General features: G+C 60.5%; 13 protein-coding genes. 4 read left to right on the top strand and 9 right to left on the bottom strand.

Annotated elements, in window-relative coordinates; translation table 11 throughout:
- The first annotated feature begins 9 nt into the window (after positions 1-9).
- Positions 10-552, top strand: coding sequence for an EAL domain-containing protein (locus tag AC13C0_RS13930; RefSeq protein WP_482954583.1), 543 nt, complete (start codon positions 10-12; stop codon positions 550-552).
- Here the strand turns inward: AC13C0_RS13930 and AC13C0_RS13935 are convergent.
- Together AC13C0_RS13935 and AC13C0_RS13940 are read right to left on the bottom strand one after the other, a co-directional pair.
- A complete protein-coding gene (locus AC13C0_RS13935) occupies positions 527-3,622 on the bottom strand; it encodes an efflux RND transporter permease subunit (protein WP_341581528.1) in 3,096 nt (1,031 codons plus the stop codon). The two genes, AC13C0_RS13930 and AC13C0_RS13935, sit on opposite strands and share 26 nt — an antisense overlap.
- Before the next feature lie 5 nt (positions 3,623-3,627).
- Positions 3,628-4,710: an efflux RND transporter periplasmic adaptor subunit gene (locus tag AC13C0_RS13940; protein ID WP_162893776.1), complete on the bottom strand. Its 1,083-nt coding sequence runs from the start codon at positions 4,708-4,710 to the stop codon at positions 3,628-3,630.
- 335 nt (positions 4,711-5,045) lie between these two features.
- On the opposite strand from AC13C0_RS13940, the gene ilvG reads away from it, so the two are divergent.
- Together ilvG and AC13C0_RS13950 are read left to right on the top strand one after the other, a co-directional pair.
- Positions 5,046-6,746 carry an acetolactate synthase 2 catalytic subunit gene (ilvG, locus tag AC13C0_RS13945; protein ID WP_117619952.1) on the top strand — a complete coding sequence of 567 codons (1,701 nt, stop codon included), beginning with the start codon at positions 5,046-5,048 and terminating at the stop codon, positions 6,744-6,746.
- Positions 6,743-7,021, top strand: a complete 279-nt coding sequence (locus AC13C0_RS13950; RefSeq protein WP_482954584.1) for an ACT domain-containing protein — start codon at positions 6,743-6,745, stop codon at positions 7,019-7,021. Before ilvG ends, AC13C0_RS13950 begins: the two co-directional genes overlap by 4 nt.
- Positions 7,022-7,373: 352 nt before the next feature.
- On the opposite strand, the gene cynS is transcribed toward AC13C0_RS13950, so the two are convergent.
- Genes cynS through AC13C0_RS13970 form a run of 4 tightly spaced genes read right to left on the bottom strand, consistent with a single transcriptional unit; the run spans position 7,374 to position 11,065 of the window.
- Complete coding sequence (cynS, locus tag AC13C0_RS13955) at positions 7,374-7,817, bottom strand: cyanase (RefSeq protein ID WP_482954585.1); 444 nt, start codon at positions 7,815-7,817, stop codon at positions 7,374-7,376.
- Positions 7,818-7,845: 28 nt separating this feature from the next.
- A complete protein-coding gene (locus AC13C0_RS13960; RefSeq protein ID WP_482954586.1) occupies positions 7,846-8,754 on the bottom strand; it encodes an ABC transporter ATP-binding protein in 909 nt (302 codons plus the stop codon).
- Positions 8,755-8,810: 56 nt separating this feature from the next.
- Complete coding sequence (gene ntrB, locus AC13C0_RS13965) at positions 8,811-9,638, bottom strand: nitrate ABC transporter permease (protein WP_117619948.1); 828 nt, start codon at positions 9,636-9,638, stop codon at positions 8,811-8,813.
- Positions 9,639-9,640: 2 nt separating this feature from the next.
- Positions 9,641-11,065 carry an ABC transporter substrate-binding protein gene (locus tag AC13C0_RS13970; RefSeq protein WP_482954587.1) on the bottom strand — a complete coding sequence of 475 codons (1,425 nt, stop codon included), beginning with the start codon at positions 11,063-11,065 and terminating at the stop codon, positions 9,641-9,643.
- Between the two features lie 302 nt (positions 11,066-11,367).
- On the opposite strand from AC13C0_RS13970, the gene AC13C0_RS13975 reads away from it, so the two are divergent.
- Positions 11,368-13,284: a sigma-54 interaction domain-containing protein gene (locus tag AC13C0_RS13975; RefSeq protein ID WP_482954588.1), complete on the top strand. Its 1,917-nt coding sequence runs from the start codon at positions 11,368-11,370 to the stop codon at positions 13,282-13,284.
- Between the two features lie 53 nt (positions 13,285-13,337).
- On the opposite strand, the gene AC13C0_RS13980 is transcribed toward AC13C0_RS13975, so the two are convergent.
- The 3 genes from AC13C0_RS13980 to AC13C0_RS13990 all read right to left on the bottom strand — a co-directional run bounded on the left by AC13C0_RS13980 (position 13,338) and on the right by AC13C0_RS13990 (position 16,644).
- Positions 13,338-14,519, bottom strand: coding sequence for a thiolase family protein (locus tag AC13C0_RS13980; protein WP_482954589.1), 1,182 nt, complete (start codon positions 14,517-14,519; stop codon positions 13,338-13,340).
- A gap of 186 nt (positions 14,520-14,705) precedes the next feature.
- On the bottom strand, positions 14,706-15,857 hold the full coding sequence (locus tag AC13C0_RS13985) for an acyl-CoA dehydrogenase family protein (RefSeq protein ID WP_482954590.1): 1,152 nt from the start codon (positions 15,855-15,857) through the stop codon (positions 14,706-14,708).
- A 25-nt stretch (positions 15,858-15,882) separates the two neighbouring features.
- On the bottom strand, positions 15,883-16,644 hold the full coding sequence (locus AC13C0_RS13990; protein ID WP_117619943.1) for an SDR family NAD(P)-dependent oxidoreductase: 762 nt from the start codon (positions 16,642-16,644) through the stop codon (positions 15,883-15,885).
- Between the last annotated feature and the right edge of the window lie 27 nt (positions 16,645-16,671).

Raw genomic sequence — 16,671 nt, forward strand, 5'->3', positions numbered from 1 at the left:
TTAATAAGTGTGTGCTCACACTGGCGCGAGGCCAGAGAGAGGAATATCCCGTTGCCGACGATTTCCGTCAACCTGTCGGCTGAGCAGGTGCTGGTTCCCGATTTTCCGGAACTGGTAAAGGAGATCTGCGACCACCAGGAGATGCCCGTTGAGGCCTTGCAGTTCGAGGTAACCGAAGACTCTATCCAGGGGGATTTCGGGGTCATCGGGCGGGTTCTGGAGAAGCTGGTGGAAGCCGGCGCAGAACTGGCTATTGACGATTTCGGCACTGGCTACTCGTCGTTATCCCGATTGAAATACCTGCCATTCTCCCGGATCAAGATCGACCGCTCGTTCATCAAGAACCTGCCGGATGACGAAGACGATTGCGCCATTACCCTATCCATCATCGGTCTGGCCCGGGGGCTGGGGCTTTTCGTGGTGGCGGAAGGCGTAGAGCATAAAGCCCATGAGGCCTGGTTGTTCGAGAAAGGCTGCGACTATCTCCAAGGCTACCTGTACAGCAAACCGCTGCCGTTTTCCGAAATCATTGGCCGCTATTACTCCGACTGACCCGGCCGGTCAGCCTTCCCAGGGCCTGGCCGGCCCGGCTGCCCAGCACCAGCAGCGCGGGCGTCAGCAACAGCGTCAGCACCGTGGCGAAGGTCAGCCCGCCAGCGATAGCACTGGACAGTTGGGTCCACCACTGGGTCGAGGGCGCCCCGAGGCCCAGGGAAGGTGTCAGCAAGTCCACGTTCACCCCCAGCACCATGGGCATCAGGCCCAGCACGGTGGTGATGGCCGTGAGCAACACCGGCCGCAGACGCAGGCAACCGGTTTCCAGGGCCGCCTCATAGGCCGCGATTCCCTCCTTGCGCATCTGGTTGTAGGTATCAATCAGAATAATGTTGTTGTTCACCACAATGCCCGCCAGCGCAATGGTCCCCATGCCCACCATCACAATGCCGAACGACTGGCCGTTGACCAGCAGGCCAAGAAGCACCCCCGCCGTCGAAAGCACAATGGCGGAGAGGATCAGGAAGGTCTGGTAGAGTGAATTGAACTGGGTCACCAGAATCAGCAACATCAGCCCGATGGCCACCAGAAAGGCGGTGATCAGGAAGTTGGCCGCCTGCTGCTGATCCTCGTTTTCGCCGGCAAATTTTACCGAAATGCCTTCCGGTGGCTCCGGCATCCCGGCCTGCAGGGATCGCAGAAGTTCGTCAACCCGACGGCCCGGGGCCAGATCGGACTTGATGGTCACGGTGCGCTGGCCATCCACCCGGACAATACTGCCGGTCTTGTCCCCCGGCTGAAGGTCGACGAACTGCGAGAGCGGCACCTGGCCCCGGGAGGTACGAATGGTCTGGCGCTGCAGATGGTCCAGCTCCCGCCAGTTGTTCGGTACCCGAACCACAATATCCACTTCATCCCGGACGTCTTCCGGGCGATAGGTCGCCAACACCAGACCGTTGGTGACCAGGCGCACGGCACTGCCAATACCCAGCACATCGGTGCCGAACCGGGCAGCGGCCTCCCGGTCAACCTGCAGCCGCCACTCAATACCCGGCAAGCTCCGGTCATCCTCGATATCCGCAAAACCACCCTGCTCCCGCATGCGGTCTTTGATCCTGTCCACATAGCCGTTAAGGCCGTCGGCCTCACGGCTGCTCACCTGCAGCTCAATGGGTTTGCCCTCCGCCGGTCCGCCCTCCTGCTTGCGGAATTCCAGCTCAATGCCCGGGATATCATCGGTCCGCGCCCGGAAATCCTCCATAATGGCACTGGCCGGGCGCCGGGTGTACCAGTCGGTAAACTGAAACTGCAGAACACCAATCACATCGGGCGCCATCTGCGAACTGGCACTGACCATTGAACGCGCGTACAGGGCCTTTACCTCCGGCATTCCCTGCAGGCGCTGTTCCACCTCACGCACGATCACATCCCGCTCCCACACTGACAGATCGCCTCTGGCACGGACCTGCACCTGGGCCGAATCCGGTTCGACACTCGGGAAAAACTCCACACCGTAATTGAAGCGGGCATAGGCGGCGTATATCACCGCAATCACACACAGCACACCAGTCAGCGTCAGCCCGGGCGACTTCAGCAGCACCGACAGCAGCCAGCGGTAGCCTTGCATCAGCCGGCCTGTTGTTTCTCTCTGCCGGTCCCTCCGGCCGCCACTGACACTGCCCAGCACCGGCAGAAACACCAGCGCCATCGCCAGCGATGCCACCAGACAGATGATGACCGTCAAGGGCAGGAACTTCATGAACTCCCCCACCACCCCGGGCCAGAACAGCAGAGGCACAAACACCGCCAGCGTGGTGGCCGTGGAGGCAATGATGGGCCAGGCCATGCGGCTTGCGGCCCCGGCCCAGGCGTTTTTTACCGCCTGGCCATCCGACAGGTTGCGGTCCGCCAGCTCGGACACCACAATGGCGCCATCCACCAGCATGCCCGCCACCAGAATCAGGCTGAACAGCACCACGATATTGAGGGTCAACCCCATGCTCCAGATCACCAGGATGCCGGTAAGGAAAGCGCCCGGAATGGTCAAACCCACCATGAATGCGGAACGCGGCCCCATGGCTGCAATCACCACGATGATCACCAGCACAATGGCGGTGAGTACGTTGTTCAGCAGGTCGCTGAGAATGTCCCGCACTTCCTCGGACTGATCCATGATGTAGCGGATTTCCAGGCTTTCCGGCAGTTGGGGCCTGGCCTGGTCGATGAGATCGCGGATATGGGCAATGGTTTCGATGATGTTGGCGCCGGAGCGCTTGGAGACTTCCAGCACCAGCGCCGGCTCGCCGTTGATGCGGGCAAAGCCGGTGGGATCCTTGAAGGTGCGCTGTAGCATGGCGACATCCCCGAAGGTCACCACCGTATCGCCATCCACCTTGACCGGCATGAACATCACATCCTCGATGGTCTCGATCACCCCGGGCACTTTCAGGGCCATGCGGCCGTTTCCGGTATCCAGCGAGCCGGCAGCCACCAGCTGATTGTTGCGGGTGACCAGTGAGGCCAACTGATCGAAATCGATGCCGTAGCTTTCCAGAACCTGGGGATCCACCACGATTTCCAGCAGGTCTTCCCGGTCGCCGCCGATCTCGACTTCCAGCACCTCCGGAATGGACTCGATGGCATCCTGGAACTGGCGGGCAATGGTAATCAGCTCCCGCTCCGACAGGGGGCCGGACAGCCCGACCGACAACACTGGGAACAAGGACACGTTGATCTCGTTGACCCTCGGTTCGTCTGCCTCTCCCGGCAGCTCACTGCGGGCGGTGTCGACTTTCTCACGTACATCCTGCAAGGCTTTGTCCGGATCGAAACCGGCATCAAATTCCAGCATCACTGAGGCATGCCCCTCGGACGCGGTACCCCGCATTTCCTTGATGCCCTCGAGGGATCGCAGCTCCTGCTCCATGGGCCGAACCAGCAGACGCTCGGCGTCTTCCGGGCTGATCCCGTCCAGGGTCATGGAGACATAGATCACCGGGATGGTGACGTCGGGATTGGCTTCCTTGGGAATGGTCTGGAACGCCGCGATACCGCCGAGAATCAGGAACAGCAGGGTCAGCAGCGTGGTACGGCTGCGATCAATGGCCGCAAAAATCAGCGCACGCATCTGGCCTAACCCCTGTTTTCAGAGGTGTCGACCGGCATCACTTTCTCACCGGTACTCACGAAACCGCCACCCCGGGTGATGAGACGGATTTCATCCGGCAACCCGGTTACCCAGGCCCCGTCGGTGGAAACACTCAGCAATGTCACCTCACCGAACACCACCCGGTTCTGGTCGTCCACGTATTTCACCCCCGGGCGGCCATCGTCCCCGAGCGAAAGATAAGCCGGAGAAATAAACATCGCCTTCACCTCGGGCAGCGCGATTCGCAGGCTGGCGCTGCCACCGGCCACCCGCCTGCGGTCCGGATTTTCCACGGCGATTTCCACTGCGAAGCTGCGGGTTTCCGGCGATGCCGCACTGGCCACAAACGTTACAACGCCGGAGAGCCGGCTGCCATCCAGCAGATCCACGCGAACGGCCTGGCCGGCTGCCACATTGGTCACTGACTGCTGGGGAATCTGCGCGGTCGCTTTCAGACGGTCCACTCTTACCAGCTGGAAAAGCGGAGAGCCCACCTGCACAAGATCGCCGGTATCCACGGATTTGCTGTTGATGGTGCCGTCGAAAGGCGCCTCAGGTGTGAGATGGCTGACAGCCTGCCGGGCGTTGGTCAGTTCCGCATTGGCGGCGGCCAGTTCACTCTCAAGGGCCAGCACTTCCGACTGGGCGGCAAGGTTGTCGGCCCTCAGCCGGCGGGCAGCGGCCAGGTCTGCCTCCAGCTTGCGAACCCTGGATTGCCAGCGCAGAACCGCGGAACTGCGCCCTTCATCGGAAACCGTAAGCAGCGCCTGCCCTTCCCGGACCTGCTCGCCGAGTCCGACAGCCAGGGATTCAATCCGGCCCGAAACCTGGGCACTGAGCATCACGGAATTCCATGGCTCCAACTGTCCCTGAAGCATCAACCCCGGCTCGTGGAGCTTCGCTGTCAGGATTTCCACCTGCACGCTTGTCAACTGGCCGTCACCGCCATCCTGGCGCTCCAGAGGCTCATCACTGGCTACCTTCACCTCACCGGTAGCCATCCAGATCACCAGCGCAATCACGACCAGAAGTGACAGACCGAGGGAACCCCATTTTGCTTTCGTCATTGAATGCTCACTGTTACTCTCACTGTTACTGATATGAAGCCTCTCTCGAGGCTGGCAGAAAAAACCCGTAATTAACGGTTGCATCCGGCTGAAAACGTGGGGTAGATTCTACACAGAATCTTTTGACGAATTCAGAGCAGACCGTCGATTATATGAATCTCAACGCAGTGATTGTCCTTGTGAAGCTAGTCCTGGTGGTCGTGGTACCGTCTGGGGGCTTCTGCGTGGACAAGCGGGTGAGATAGCGACAAACCTGACAAGACACCAGAAACCCCCGGCACCGAAAGGTCCCGGGGGTTTCTTTATTTGCGGCCAGGAAAAAAGGAAAAACGACCATGAACGGCGCACAGCACATTCTTGAAGCGTTCCACCGCCACAACATCCGCACGGTTTTCGGTTATCCGGGCGGCTGCATCATGCCGCTATACGACGCGCTGGTAGACGATGTGAGCGTGGAACACGTGCTGTGCCGCCACGAGCAGGGTTGCGCCCTCGCTGCCGACGGCTATGCCCGGGCCAGCGGCACTCTGGGGGTGTGCATCGCCACCTCAGGCCCTGGTGCAACCAACCTGGTCACCGGCGTGGCCAACGCTCACCGGGATTCCATCCCCATGCTGGTTATCACCGGCCAGGTGCCCTCCGGCCTGATCGGCACCGATGCCTTCCAGGAAACCGATGTACTGGGCATGACCCTGGGTATCGTCAAACACAGCTACCTGGTCGACGACGCCAATGCCCTGCCCGCGATCATGGAAGAAGCCATGGAACTGGCCCAGAGCGGCCGCCCCGGCCCGGTCTGGATTGATGTTCCCAAAGACCTGTTGTTGACCGAAGTGGCCGATGCGCCCTTCTCCCAACCCGAGCCCCGTGAAACGGCCTCGACAGACCTGACGGAAGCCCTGGCGATGCTGCACGCCGCCCGCAAGCCCCTGCTCTACAGCGGCGGTGGCATCAGCCTGGCCCACGCCGAGGACAGCTTCCGGGCGTTTGCCGAATATTCCGAATTGCCGGCGGTTTTAACCCTCAAGGGCATCGGCAACCCGGGCAAACACAATCCCTACAATCTGGGCATGCTGGGCATGCACGGCTCACGCGCCGCCAATAAGGCGGTGGACGAATGCGACCTGTTGCTGGTCATCGGCGCCCGCCTGGACGACCGCGCCACCGGCAACCTGGACGGCTTCGCCCCCAACGCAAAGCTGATCCACATCGACGCCGATGCCGCCGAAATCAACAAACTGCGCCCGGCCGATCTGGCTATCCGCGGGGACCTGAACGAAATACTGAAGGTACTGGCCGGAGCCTTGCAGGATGAGCCACTGACCATTAGCGACTGGCAGAAACAGTGCCGCACCTGGCACACCACCGGCGGCTTCCACGCGGCCGACAACGATGGTCCTATGGCACCCATTACCGGCCCGGCCTTTATCCGCCAGCTCTCACGGATTGCTCCCGACGACACCGTGATCGCCTGCGACGTGGGCCAGCACCAGATGTGGGTTGCCCAGCACTATGACTTCGACCACCCACGCCACCACCTCACCAGTGGCGGCCTCGGCACCATGGGCTTTGGATTGCCCGCGGCCATCGGCGCCCAGTTTGCCGACCGCAACAGCACGGTCATCAACGTTACCGGCGATGGTTCGTTCATGATGAACGCCCAGGAACTGGCTACCATCCGCCGCTACAACCTGCCGGTGAAGCTCATCATCATGGACAACCAGTGCCTGGGCATGGTCCGCCAGCAACAGGAGCTGTTCTACAACAACCGGGAAAGCCAGATAAACCTGGACGACAATCCGGATTTCGTCGCCATGGCCCGGGCCTTTGACATCCCGGGCCTATACATCGAACGCACCGACCAGATCCGCCGTGGCATCGAAACCATCCTGGCCTACAACGGCCCCATGCTGCTGCACGTGGCCATCAGCCGTGAAGAAAACGTCTGGCCCATCGTCAAACCCGGCGCCAGCAACACAGACATGATCGACGAAACCCGACGCACGCCCAAAGCCGGCAAGGAGCAAGTTGCATGAACCCGCAACCCCAGCCATCAACACCCAGCTACACCATCAATTGCCGGATGACCCACGAAGCCGCCGCCCTGGAGCGTCTGTGCCAGGTGGTCCGCATCCGCGGGTTCCGGATTGCCACCATGGCCGTGGAAACCGCCGGCGAGCATCTGAACATCGCGCTGACTTTGGAGGGCACGCGGCCGATTGCCATGTTGAAGTCGCAACTGGAGAAGCTTCACACCGTTGCCGAGGTTGCACTGGCGGCTGGCTCTGTGGCCCGGTCTCGTTCGGCCTGAGACTTTGGGGGGTATCGTCCTTTCCTAGCCTGAGGTTTGGCGGGCGTGGTCTTTCTGTAGCCTGAGATTTGGCGGGCAGGTACGGGGGTGGGGGAATATTTCGTAGGTCGGATTAGCGAAGCGTAATCCGACAAAACCCGTTGGATTACGCCTGCGGCTAATCCAACCTACAAAAGCACAAAAGTCTTTAATCTGCTGAAACCGTGTTGCACGTCGGCGCGGGGTGGCAGGTGGATTTTTCGCCGGAAAAAGGTGTCTGAGCGAAGCGAGTTCTTTTTCCAAGAAAAACTCCACCTGCCACCCCGCAAGCCCGCCCCTCAACCAACAGGCTACAAGGACGTTAACTCCAAAGTTACCAGGCTTTATAGGGCAGGAACTTCCCGTTCATGGTAACCACAACGCGGTCGCCTTTCGGATTCTCCTCCTTCTCGATGTCCATGGTGAAATCGATGGCACTCATGATGCCGTCGCCGAATTTTTCATGGATCAGTTCTTTCATGGTATCGCCGTACACACCCACCACCTCGTACAAACGGTAGATCAGCGGATCCTGCGGAACGGCACCGTCCCAGGCTTTCTTGGGGCAGACCTGCAGCGCTTCGGCGATTGGCTTGTCGAGGCCGAGGATTTCACAAAGGGCGAACGCCTTGTCTTCGGTGAGGCTGTTCATACCCAGGGCCGCTGAGGTGGTGAACACCGGGGACATGCCGATGGTTTCGGCGATGGCTTCCCAGGTCATGCCCTTGGACACTTTGGCTTCCAGGATTTTGGCGGTCATCAGTTCTTTGTTCATCATGGCTGTTTCCTCTCTTGGCTTTTTGACGTCAGGCATTCACCGCGCGGGCGGCGGTTTCAGATTCGGATTCAGGTTCGGTAGACGCTGGCGTTGACTGGGCAACGCCCTTGGCGGGCTCGGCGACTTTCGGGCTGCCGTCTTTTTCCGGCAAAGCCGAGCCGCTTCGGTTAACCAGGAAGTCCACCAGGTAATCCCGGGTTTTATGGTAGGCCGGGTTCTGGAAGATGGTGGCCCGGGCTCGCGGGTGCGGGATGTCCACCTTCACACTTTCGGCGATGCGGGCGTTGGGGCCGTTGGACATCAGGAAGATGCGGTCGGAGAGCAGGATGGCTTCGTCCACATCGTGGGTGATCATGAACACGGTCTGGCGGGTTTCTTCCCAGATCTTCACCAGTTCATCCTGGATCACACCCCGGGTCAGGGCATCCAGCGCGCCGAAGGGTTCGTCCAGCAGCAGGAGTTCCGGCTGGGTGGCGAAGGCCCGGGCGATACTCACCCGCTGGCGCATGCCGCCGGAGAGCTGGGACGGTTTGCGGTTCAGGGCGTGGTCCAGGCCCACCATTTTCAGATAGCGCTCGCTGTGCGTCCTGACCTCTTCCCTGGACCATTTGGGCCAGCGGGCACGCACGGCGAAGACAATGTTATTCAGTGTGGTTTTCCAGGGCAGCAGGCTGTAGTTCTGGAACACCACGCCACGCTCAAGCCCGGGGCCTTTGATTTCCTTGCCGTTCATCACCACGTTGCCGGCGCTGGCCTCGTCCAGGCCCGCCAGCACATTCAGGATGGTGGATTTGCCGCAACCGGAGTGGCCGATGATGCAGACAAACTCGCCTTTCTCCAGGGCAAAGCGGATATCCTCGAAGACGGTGAGCTCTCCGCCCTGGCCGTCCGGATACACTTTGGACAAACCCTCTACTTCCAGGAATGGCTTATTCATAATTGGTCTCCATTCGGAGGTTTGAGGCCGGCGCCGGCTGCCCGTCACCGAACCGCTCATTCTTTGTATTCCACCAGCTTCTGAGCCTTGCCCAGGGCCAGATCCAGAAGCATGCCGACCACCCCGATCATCAGGATGGAGAAGATCACACTGGCCAGGTCCAGGTTGTTCCACTCGTTCCACACGTAGTAACCGATGCCGGTGCCGCCCACGAGCATTTCCGCGGCGACAATGACCAGCCAGGCAATGCCGATGGAGATTCGCATACCGGTCAGGATGGTCGGTGCGGCGGCCGGCAGGATCACCGTGATGGCGGTGCGCAGCGGCCCGAGTTCGTGGGTGCGGGCCACGTTCACCCAGTCCTGCCTCACATTGGCAACGCCGAAGGCGGTGTTGAGCAACATCGGCCAGATTGAGCAGATGAAGATCACGAAGATCGCCGAGGCATCGGAATCCTGGATAATGAACAGGGCCAGGGGCATCCAGGCCAGGGGCGAGATGGGGCGCAGAACCTGGATGTACGGGTTCAGCGCCTTGTACATCAACGGCGACATGCCAATCAGGAAACCTATGGGCAGCGCGATGGCCATGGCAGCAAGGTAGCCGGTCAGCACCCGGTACACCGAATACCCCAACTGGATGCCGATACCCTTGTCATTGGCGCCGGCGTCATAGAACGGGTTGGACAACTCGGCCCAGGCCAGCTTGATCACCGCTGAGGGCGGCGGCACCCGGGATTCCTGGTCGGCACCCCCCATCAGTATCTCGTATTCGGTCATTCCGGTCTGGGCTTCCGGGGGCTGGGTCGCCATTTCCCAGAGCCCCAGGGCCAGAATCAGGAACGACACTGACAGCAGTGCTGCCCGTACGTTCAACGAAGCCATGATTACACCCTTCCAATCGCGAAGCTGCGGGCATAGGCTTCAGCACGATCCGAATCGAAGGTCTTGCCCATGATGATGTGGGTCTTGTAGGTCCTGTCCGGAGCCGTGTAGCCCAGTTCTTCCATGACCTTGCCGGTCTCGCCCGCCAGGTAGACCTGTTCGGCGATCCCCTTGTAATCCACGTCGCCTTCGATATAACCCCAGCGCTTCATCTGAGTGAGAATCCAGACACCCATGGAGTGCCAGGGGAACGGATCGAAGTCGATACGGTCCGGTACGTTTTTCACCTCGCCCAAACCATCGGCGTAGTAGCCGGTGAGCACCTGCTGGATCACCGGAACCGGCTGGTTCAGGTAGTTCTTCGGCGCAATGGCTTCGGAAATCTCCTTCCGGTTTTCCGGAATATTGGAATACTGGGTTGCGTCGATAATCGCCCGTAGCAGGGCACCGTAGGTATTCGGGTTCTGGCTGGCGAACTGCTGGCTGCAGGCAAAGGCGCAGCACGGGTGGCCTTCCCAGATGTCCTTGGTGAGCATGTGGATGAAGCCCACCTTCTCCCAGACCGCACGCTGGTTGAACGGGTCCGGAGACAGGTAGCCGTCCAGGTTACCGGCACGCAGGTTGGCAACCATCTCGGGTGGCGGAACCACGCGGATCTGTACGTCCTTGTCGGGGTCGATACCGTTCTCGGCCAGGTAGTAGCGCAGCAGGAAGTTGTGCATGGAATATTCGAACGGCACCCCGAACTTGAAGCCTTTCCACTGTTTCGGGTCCCGCTTGTCCTTGTGATCCACATGCAGGACGATGGCCTGGCCATTAATGTTCTCAACCGCCGGCATGATAAACGGCTCGGGTGTTGAACCGGCGCCCATGCTCATGGCCAGGGGCATGGGGGTCAGCATATGGGAAGCGTCGTATTCGCCTGCCAGGGACTTGTCCCGGGCCACCGCCCAGCCGGCGGTTTTGGTGACGGTCACATCCAGGCCGTAGCGCTCATAAAAACCCATGGGGTGCGCCATAATGATGGGCGTGGCACAGGTGATAGGCACGAAGCCCACGTTGAGTTTGGTCTTCTCCAGCTTGCCAAGGGATTCCTTCACGGCGGCCTTGGCCTTGTCCATGGGGAAGACGCTGCCCAGCAGCGCGGCCGCGGTGCCCGCCCCCATCATTTTCATGAAGCTCCGGCGACTGTGGTCGTTGTGGCCGAACACCGACCGAACCACCGCGCTCTCGATCGCCCGGTCCATCATGAACTCGGAATCCATGGTGCCTTCGGAGGCCGATACATCCTGGCTTGTCGATTGCTGGAGATTCAGAGACACCGACGGCGTTTCCTGCCCGGGCTTGCATTCCGGACAGCCACAGGTTCTGGCGTGAATCAGTGACTGGTCACCGTCAAACGGATTACCAAGGCTTTTCGTGGTCATGGGGCACTCTCCCTAATCTTGGGTTGTTTTTGCACTCTCGCGGTGCAGCCAAGGTGCGGTTCGGATCCGGAGTTGAAAAAGGGCCGGACCTTTTTTACGTTCTGAACGAGCTATCGCAGGGTTTGTGCCAACTGCTGTTTTTTTTATTAATGCGCTGTTTTAACGGGTGTTTAAATCCAAGACTACGAATCTCACCAACTACGATTTTTCGTAGTTAACGATTTTTCGTAGCAAATACCACGATTTTTCGTAGTTGGCACAGGGTTTGTCTGGTCTTATCCGGGATAACACAGGACAGACCCATGAGCCCCGAAAACGCTATCACTCCGATAGCCGCCACGAACTGGATCGACCACCTGCCCGACGCCGCCCTGCTGGTGGATGCCAGCCAGGATCTGATCGTTGCGGCCAACAGCGCCCTGGCCCGCATGATCGGCACGGACCGGCAATCCCTGACGGGCACCCCCTGCACCCTTCTGTTCCCTGACCAGCGCCCGCAACTGATTACCTTCACTGAAGAAACCCTGTTCCGAAGCCACGGCTGGAGCAAAGACTTCATGCTCAGGCGCAGGGACGGCCACACAGTGGAGCTGGAGATCTCCTCCTCCCGGGTTGGCGAAGCGGAATCCCGGAACGTCTTGCTGCTGCTTCGGGACCGCCGCCAGTTGCGTACTCTTCGGGAACGACACGATGCCAACCACTACCACCGGGGAGGGCTGCTCGAATGGCGACGGGTGGAGGAACTGTTCAAGGACATGGAACGGGAGAACCAGCTCATCCTGCACGCGGTCGGAGAAGGCATCTACGGCGTCGATGCGGAGGGGCGAACCACCTTTGCCAACCCGGCCGCGGAACGGATGCTGGGCTGGCGTATTGATGAGCTGATGGGCCGGGTCATTCACCGCGTTGTGCATCACTCCCATGCGGATGGCAGCCTCTTCCCCCTGAAAGAGTGCCCCATTTATGCTGCGTTCCGGGACGCCAGCGTGAAGCAGATAGGCGAGGACTGGTTCTGGCGCAAGGACGGCACTGGCTTCCCGGTGGAATACACCAGCACGCCGATTCTGGATAACGGCCATCCGGTGGGCGCCGTGGTGGTCTTCCGGGATATCTCGGCACGGCTCGAGGCCCAGAAAGAACTGCAGAAAGCGCTGGAGGAGGTGGAGACCCTCAAACACCGGCTGGAAATGGAAAATGCCTACCTGCAGGAGGAACTCAGCGCGGAATATCACTTTCACGAAATCCTTGGCCAGAGCGAGGCCATCCGAGCCATTGTGCAACGAATCAGCATGGTAGCGCCGACCGATGCCAACGTGCTGATCACCGGCGAATCCGGCACCGGCAAGGAACTGATCGCCCGCGCCATCCACCAGTCCAGCAGCCGGCGGGACCGGCCCCTGATCCGGGTGAACTGCGCGGCCATTCCCAAGGACCTGTTCGAGAGCGAGTTTTTCGGCCACATCAAGGGCGCGTTCACCGGCGCCGTCAGCGACCGCGTGGGCCGGTTCGAGCTGGCCGACGGCGGCACCCTGTTCCTGGACGAAGTGGGGGAAATCCCGCTGGAACTTCAAGGCAAACTGCTTCGGGTTCTGCAGGACCAGCAGTTCGAGCGCGTGGGCGAAAACCGCACCCGGGCGGTGGATGTCCGGGTCATCGCGGCCACCAACCGGGATCTGAAATCGGAAGTTCAGGAGAAAGCCTTCCGGGAAGACCTCTACTTCCGCCTGAACGTCTTCCCTATCGAGTCGGTGCCACTGCGCCGGCGCCGGGAAGACATTCCCATTCTCGCCCGGGAATTCCTGAACCGGGCCTGCCAGAAGTTCAACCGGCCCCAGCTGACATTAAGAGAGCGGGACGTGGAGACCCTCAAGGCCTACCAGTGGCCGGGCAACGTGAGGGAGCTGGAGAACGTGATAGAGCGCCAGGTCATCACCGCCGACGGCAGACTGGACCTGGATCTTCCCGGGCCGGATTCCGCCGCCAGACCCACGCCCGAACAAACGCCGCCGGCCCGGCATTTCAACGGCGAACTGATGACTGAACACGAACTCAGAGAGCTGGAAAAACAGAACCTGACAAAGGCCCTGGAAATGAGTGGCGGCCGGGTATTCGGGGAGGACGGGGCGGCGGCGATGCTGGGCATCAAGCCAACCACCCTCACCTCGCGGCTGAAAAAACTCCGGATTGAGCCCAGAAATTTTCAGGCCCGTCAGATTTGAAGTGTGAGGAGCGGGGGAGGCAGACCAAAACCGGAGCTGCCTCCCGGGCCAGATCAGATCAGCTCAATGGCCACGGCGGTACCCTCGCCCCCACCAATACACAGTGAAGCCACGCCACGCTTCAGACCACGCTGCTTCAGGGCATTAATCAGGGTAACGATGATCCGCGACCCCGAAGAACCAATCGGGTGACCAAGGGCGCAGGCGCCACCGTGGACGTTGACCTTTTCGGCCGGGAGTTTGAGCTCGTTAATGGCCGCCAGGGTGACCACCGCGAAGGCTTCATTGATCTCAAAGAGATCCACGTCGTCCACGCTCCAGCCGGCTTTCTTCAGCACTTTTTCGATGGCACCGATGGGCGCCAGGGTGAACTCGGCCGGCAAGCGGGCATGGGTGGCGTGGGCCAGGATACGGGCCTGGGGCGTCAGGCCGCGGGCGTCGGCTTCAGCAGCGGATGCCAGCACCAGGGCGGAGGCGCCGTCGCTGATGGAGCTGGAGTTGGCGGCGGTCACCGAACCGTCTTTGGCGAAGGCCGGTTTCAGATGCGGGATTTTCTCCGGTTTGGCGTTGCCCGGTTGCTCGTCAGTGTCGACGTTGGTGTCACCACCACGGCCAGAGACAGTCACTGGAACAATCTCGTCCCGGAACCAGCCGTTTTCGATGGCGGCCAGGGATTTCTGCAGGGAGCCGATAGCGAATTCATCCATGGACTGGCGGCTGATGTCGTATTTGTCAGCAGTGCGCTGGGCGAACACGCCCATCAGGCCGCCTTCATAGGCGTCTTCCAGGCCGTCCAGGAACATGCTGTCCATCACCTGGCCGTGGCCCATGCGCATGCCGGCGCGGGCTTTTGGCAACAGGTACGGCGCCTGGCTCATGTTTTCCATGCCGCCGGCGATCATAATGTTGTTGGTGCCGGCCTTGATCTGGTCGTGGGCCATGATCACGGCCTGCATGCCGGAGCCGCACATCTTGTTGACGGTGGTGCAGCCGGAGCTGTCCGGGATGCCGGAGGCACGGGAGGCCTGGCGGGCCGGGGCCTGGCCGAGGCCCGCGGGCAGTACGCAGCCCATGATCACTTCCTGGATGTCAGCCGGCTGGAGGCCGGAGCGTTCGATGGCCGCCCTGATGGCGGTGGCGCCCAGATCCGGGGAACGCACAGAACTGAGGGAGCCCATCATGCCGCCCATTGGTGTTCTTGCGGAACCTGCTATTACTACGTCATTGCTGTTCATTTGATTGTCCTCCTGATTTGGGGGAGGGCCCGATCAGGGGGATGCCTTTCCGGGACACGCGGTATATACGTCCCTGTACGCTTGACCAAAACATCCATGTTTTGGACAGTCCCGGAAAGGCATCCCCCTGCTCGGACCCCAAACATTCGAATTGCCCTCTATAGAACCGGATTAGGTTCCCGGGTTTCAGGCTTTGCCCAGCACAGAACGGGCAATAATTTCTTTCATCACTTCCGAAGTGCCACCGTAAATCCGCTGCACCCTGGCGTCGATAAAGTTCCGGGAGATCGGGTACTCCGTGGTATAGCCGTAACCGCCAAACAGCTGCAAACAACCATCGGCCACGCGACACTGCATCTCGGTGGCGCTGTACTTGGCCATGGAGGCAGTTGGGGCATCCAGCTCGCCCAGATCGTACTGATCAATACACTGGTCCACGAACGCCTTGTTGACCCGGTAATCGGTCTCCATGCGGGCGATTTCAAACCGGGTGTTTTGCAGTTGGGCCAGTTTCTGGCCGAACAGTTCCCGCTCCTGGGCATAGGCGATGGTCAGGTCGAGGGAGCCACGGGCGGCGGCAACACCAAGGGCACCAATCACCAGCCGCTCCCGGGGCAGCTCGCGCATCAGGTACATGAAACCCTGCCCTTCCTCACCCAGAAGAGCAGAAGACGGAATGCGCATATCCGAGAAGAACATCTCGGAGGTGTCACCGGAATGCTGGCCGATCTTGTCCAGGTTCCGGCCCTTGCTGTAGCCCGGCAGTGACGTATCCACCAGGAACAGGCTGATGCCTCGGGCACCGGCTTTGGGATCCGTCTTGGCGGCCACGATGACCATGTCGGCATGCTGGCCGTTGGTGATGAAGGTCTTCGAGCCATTGAGGATGTAGTCGTCGCCATCCTTCACGGCACTGGCGCGGATCGCCTGCAGGTCACTGCCGGCGCCGGGTTCGGTCATGGCGATGGCGCCAACCGCCTCCCCGGAAACCAGCTTTGGCAGCCACTGCTGCTTCTGCTCTTCGCTGGCAAGGTGGCTAAGGTACGGCGCAACAATATCCGAGTGCACCATCACATTGGTGGACAGCGCGCCGAACCCCATGCGGGCAAGCTCTTCTCCCACAACCACGGAGAACTGGAAGGGTGCACCGACCCCCCCGCACTCTTCGGGCACGTCGACACACAGCATGCCGGCGTTGCCGAGGGTGTTCCACAGCTCCCTGGGCACGATGCCGGTCTTCTCCCAGGCTTCGTAATGAGGCTTAACCTCGGCTTCCAGAGCCCTGATCACCGACTCACGGAACATCGCCAGTTCTTCTTTATCAACAGACATGGTCATGAATGTCTCCTGCAATTGAATGATGTCACTTGGGCGCCATACGCAGGGCGCTATCGAGGCGGATGACCTCACCGTTGAGAACCGGGTTACGCACCATCTGGTCTACCATCATGCCAAACTCCTCCGGTTTGCCGAGCCGCTTCGGGAACGGCAGCGTAGCAGCCAGGCTCTCCTGAACTTCTTCAGGCATGCCAGCCATCATCGGCGTCATGAACAGTCCCGGCGCAATGGTATTCACCCGGATACCTTCCCGGGCCAGCTCACGGGCGGACTGGAGTGTCAGAGAAACCACGCCACCCTTGGAAGCACTATACGCCGCCTGGCCGATCTGGCCTTCATAAGCGGCCACCGACGCCGTGTTGATGATCACGCCACGCTCACCATCGGCATTCGGCTCACGCTGCGCCATCTCCGCCGCCGCCAGGCGCATAATGTTAAAGGTGCCAATAAGGTTGACCTGGATAACCTTGCTGAAGTTCTCCAGCGGCATCACACCATCACGGCCCAGAATCTTCGAGGCGGGGGCAATACCGGCACAGTTCACCGCAATGCCGCAATGGCCATGGGCTTCCCGTGCTGCCTTGATGGCTGCCTCGGCGCTGTCCGGCGAGCTGACATCGCACTCCAGGAAAATGCCGCCGATATCCGCTGCCACCTTTTCACCCTGCGCTTTCTGAAGATCCAGAATAGCCACCTTGCACCCGGCAGCCGCCAGCGCACGGGCAGCACCCTCGCCCAGCCCGGAAGCCCCGCCTGTTACAATGGCTGCTACATTTTTAAATTCCATCGTTCACTCCCCCTTTTCAGGATTCTG

The sequence above is a fragment of the Marinobacter sp. B-21 genome (assembly GCF_056857895.1).

What these genes read in the sequence shown, in the direction of transcription:
- AC13C0_RS13935 (WP_341581528.1), bottom strand. Translation starts at nt 3,622, where the DNA reads ATGCGTGCGCTGATTTTTGCGGCCATTGATCGCAGCCGTACCACGCTG.
- AC13C0_RS13950 (WP_482954584.1), top strand. Translation starts at nt 6,743, where the DNA reads ATGAACCCGCAACCCCAGCCATCAACACCCAGCTACACCATCAATTGC.
- AC13C0_RS13990 (WP_117619943.1), bottom strand. Translation starts at nt 16,644, where the DNA reads ATGGAATTTAAAAATGTAGCAGCCATTGTAACAGGCGGGGCTTCCGGG.
- cynS (WP_482954585.1), bottom strand. Translation starts at nt 7,817, where the DNA reads ATGATGAACAAAGAACTGATGACCGCCAAAATCCTGGAAGCCAAAGTG.
- AC13C0_RS13985 (WP_482954590.1), bottom strand. Translation starts at nt 15,857, where the DNA reads ATGACCATGTCTGTTGATAAAGAAGAACTGGCGATGTTCCGTGAGTCG.
- ntrB (WP_117619948.1), bottom strand. Translation starts at nt 9,638, where the DNA reads ATGGCTTCGTTGAACGTACGGGCAGCACTGCTGTCAGTGTCGTTCCTG.
- AC13C0_RS13940 (WP_162893776.1), bottom strand. Translation starts at nt 4,710, where the DNA reads ATGACGAAAGCAAAATGGGGTTCCCTCGGTCTGTCACTTCTGGTCGTG.
- ilvG (WP_117619952.1), top strand. Translation starts at nt 5,046, where the DNA reads ATGAACGGCGCACAGCACATTCTTGAAGCGTTCCACCGCCACAACATC.
- AC13C0_RS13970 (WP_482954587.1), bottom strand. Translation starts at nt 11,065, where the DNA reads ATGACCACGAAAAGCCTTGGTAATCCGTTTGACGGTGACCAGTCACTG.
- AC13C0_RS13980 (WP_482954589.1), bottom strand. Translation starts at nt 14,519, where the DNA reads ATGAACAGCAATGACGTAGTAATAGCAGGTTCCGCAAGAACACCAATG.
- AC13C0_RS13960 (WP_482954586.1), bottom strand. Translation starts at nt 8,754, where the DNA reads ATGAATAAGCCATTCCTGGAAGTAGAGGGTTTGTCCAAAGTGTATCCG.
- AC13C0_RS13975 (WP_482954588.1), top strand. Translation starts at nt 11,368, where the DNA reads ATGAGCCCCGAAAACGCTATCACTCCGATAGCCGCCACGAACTGGATC.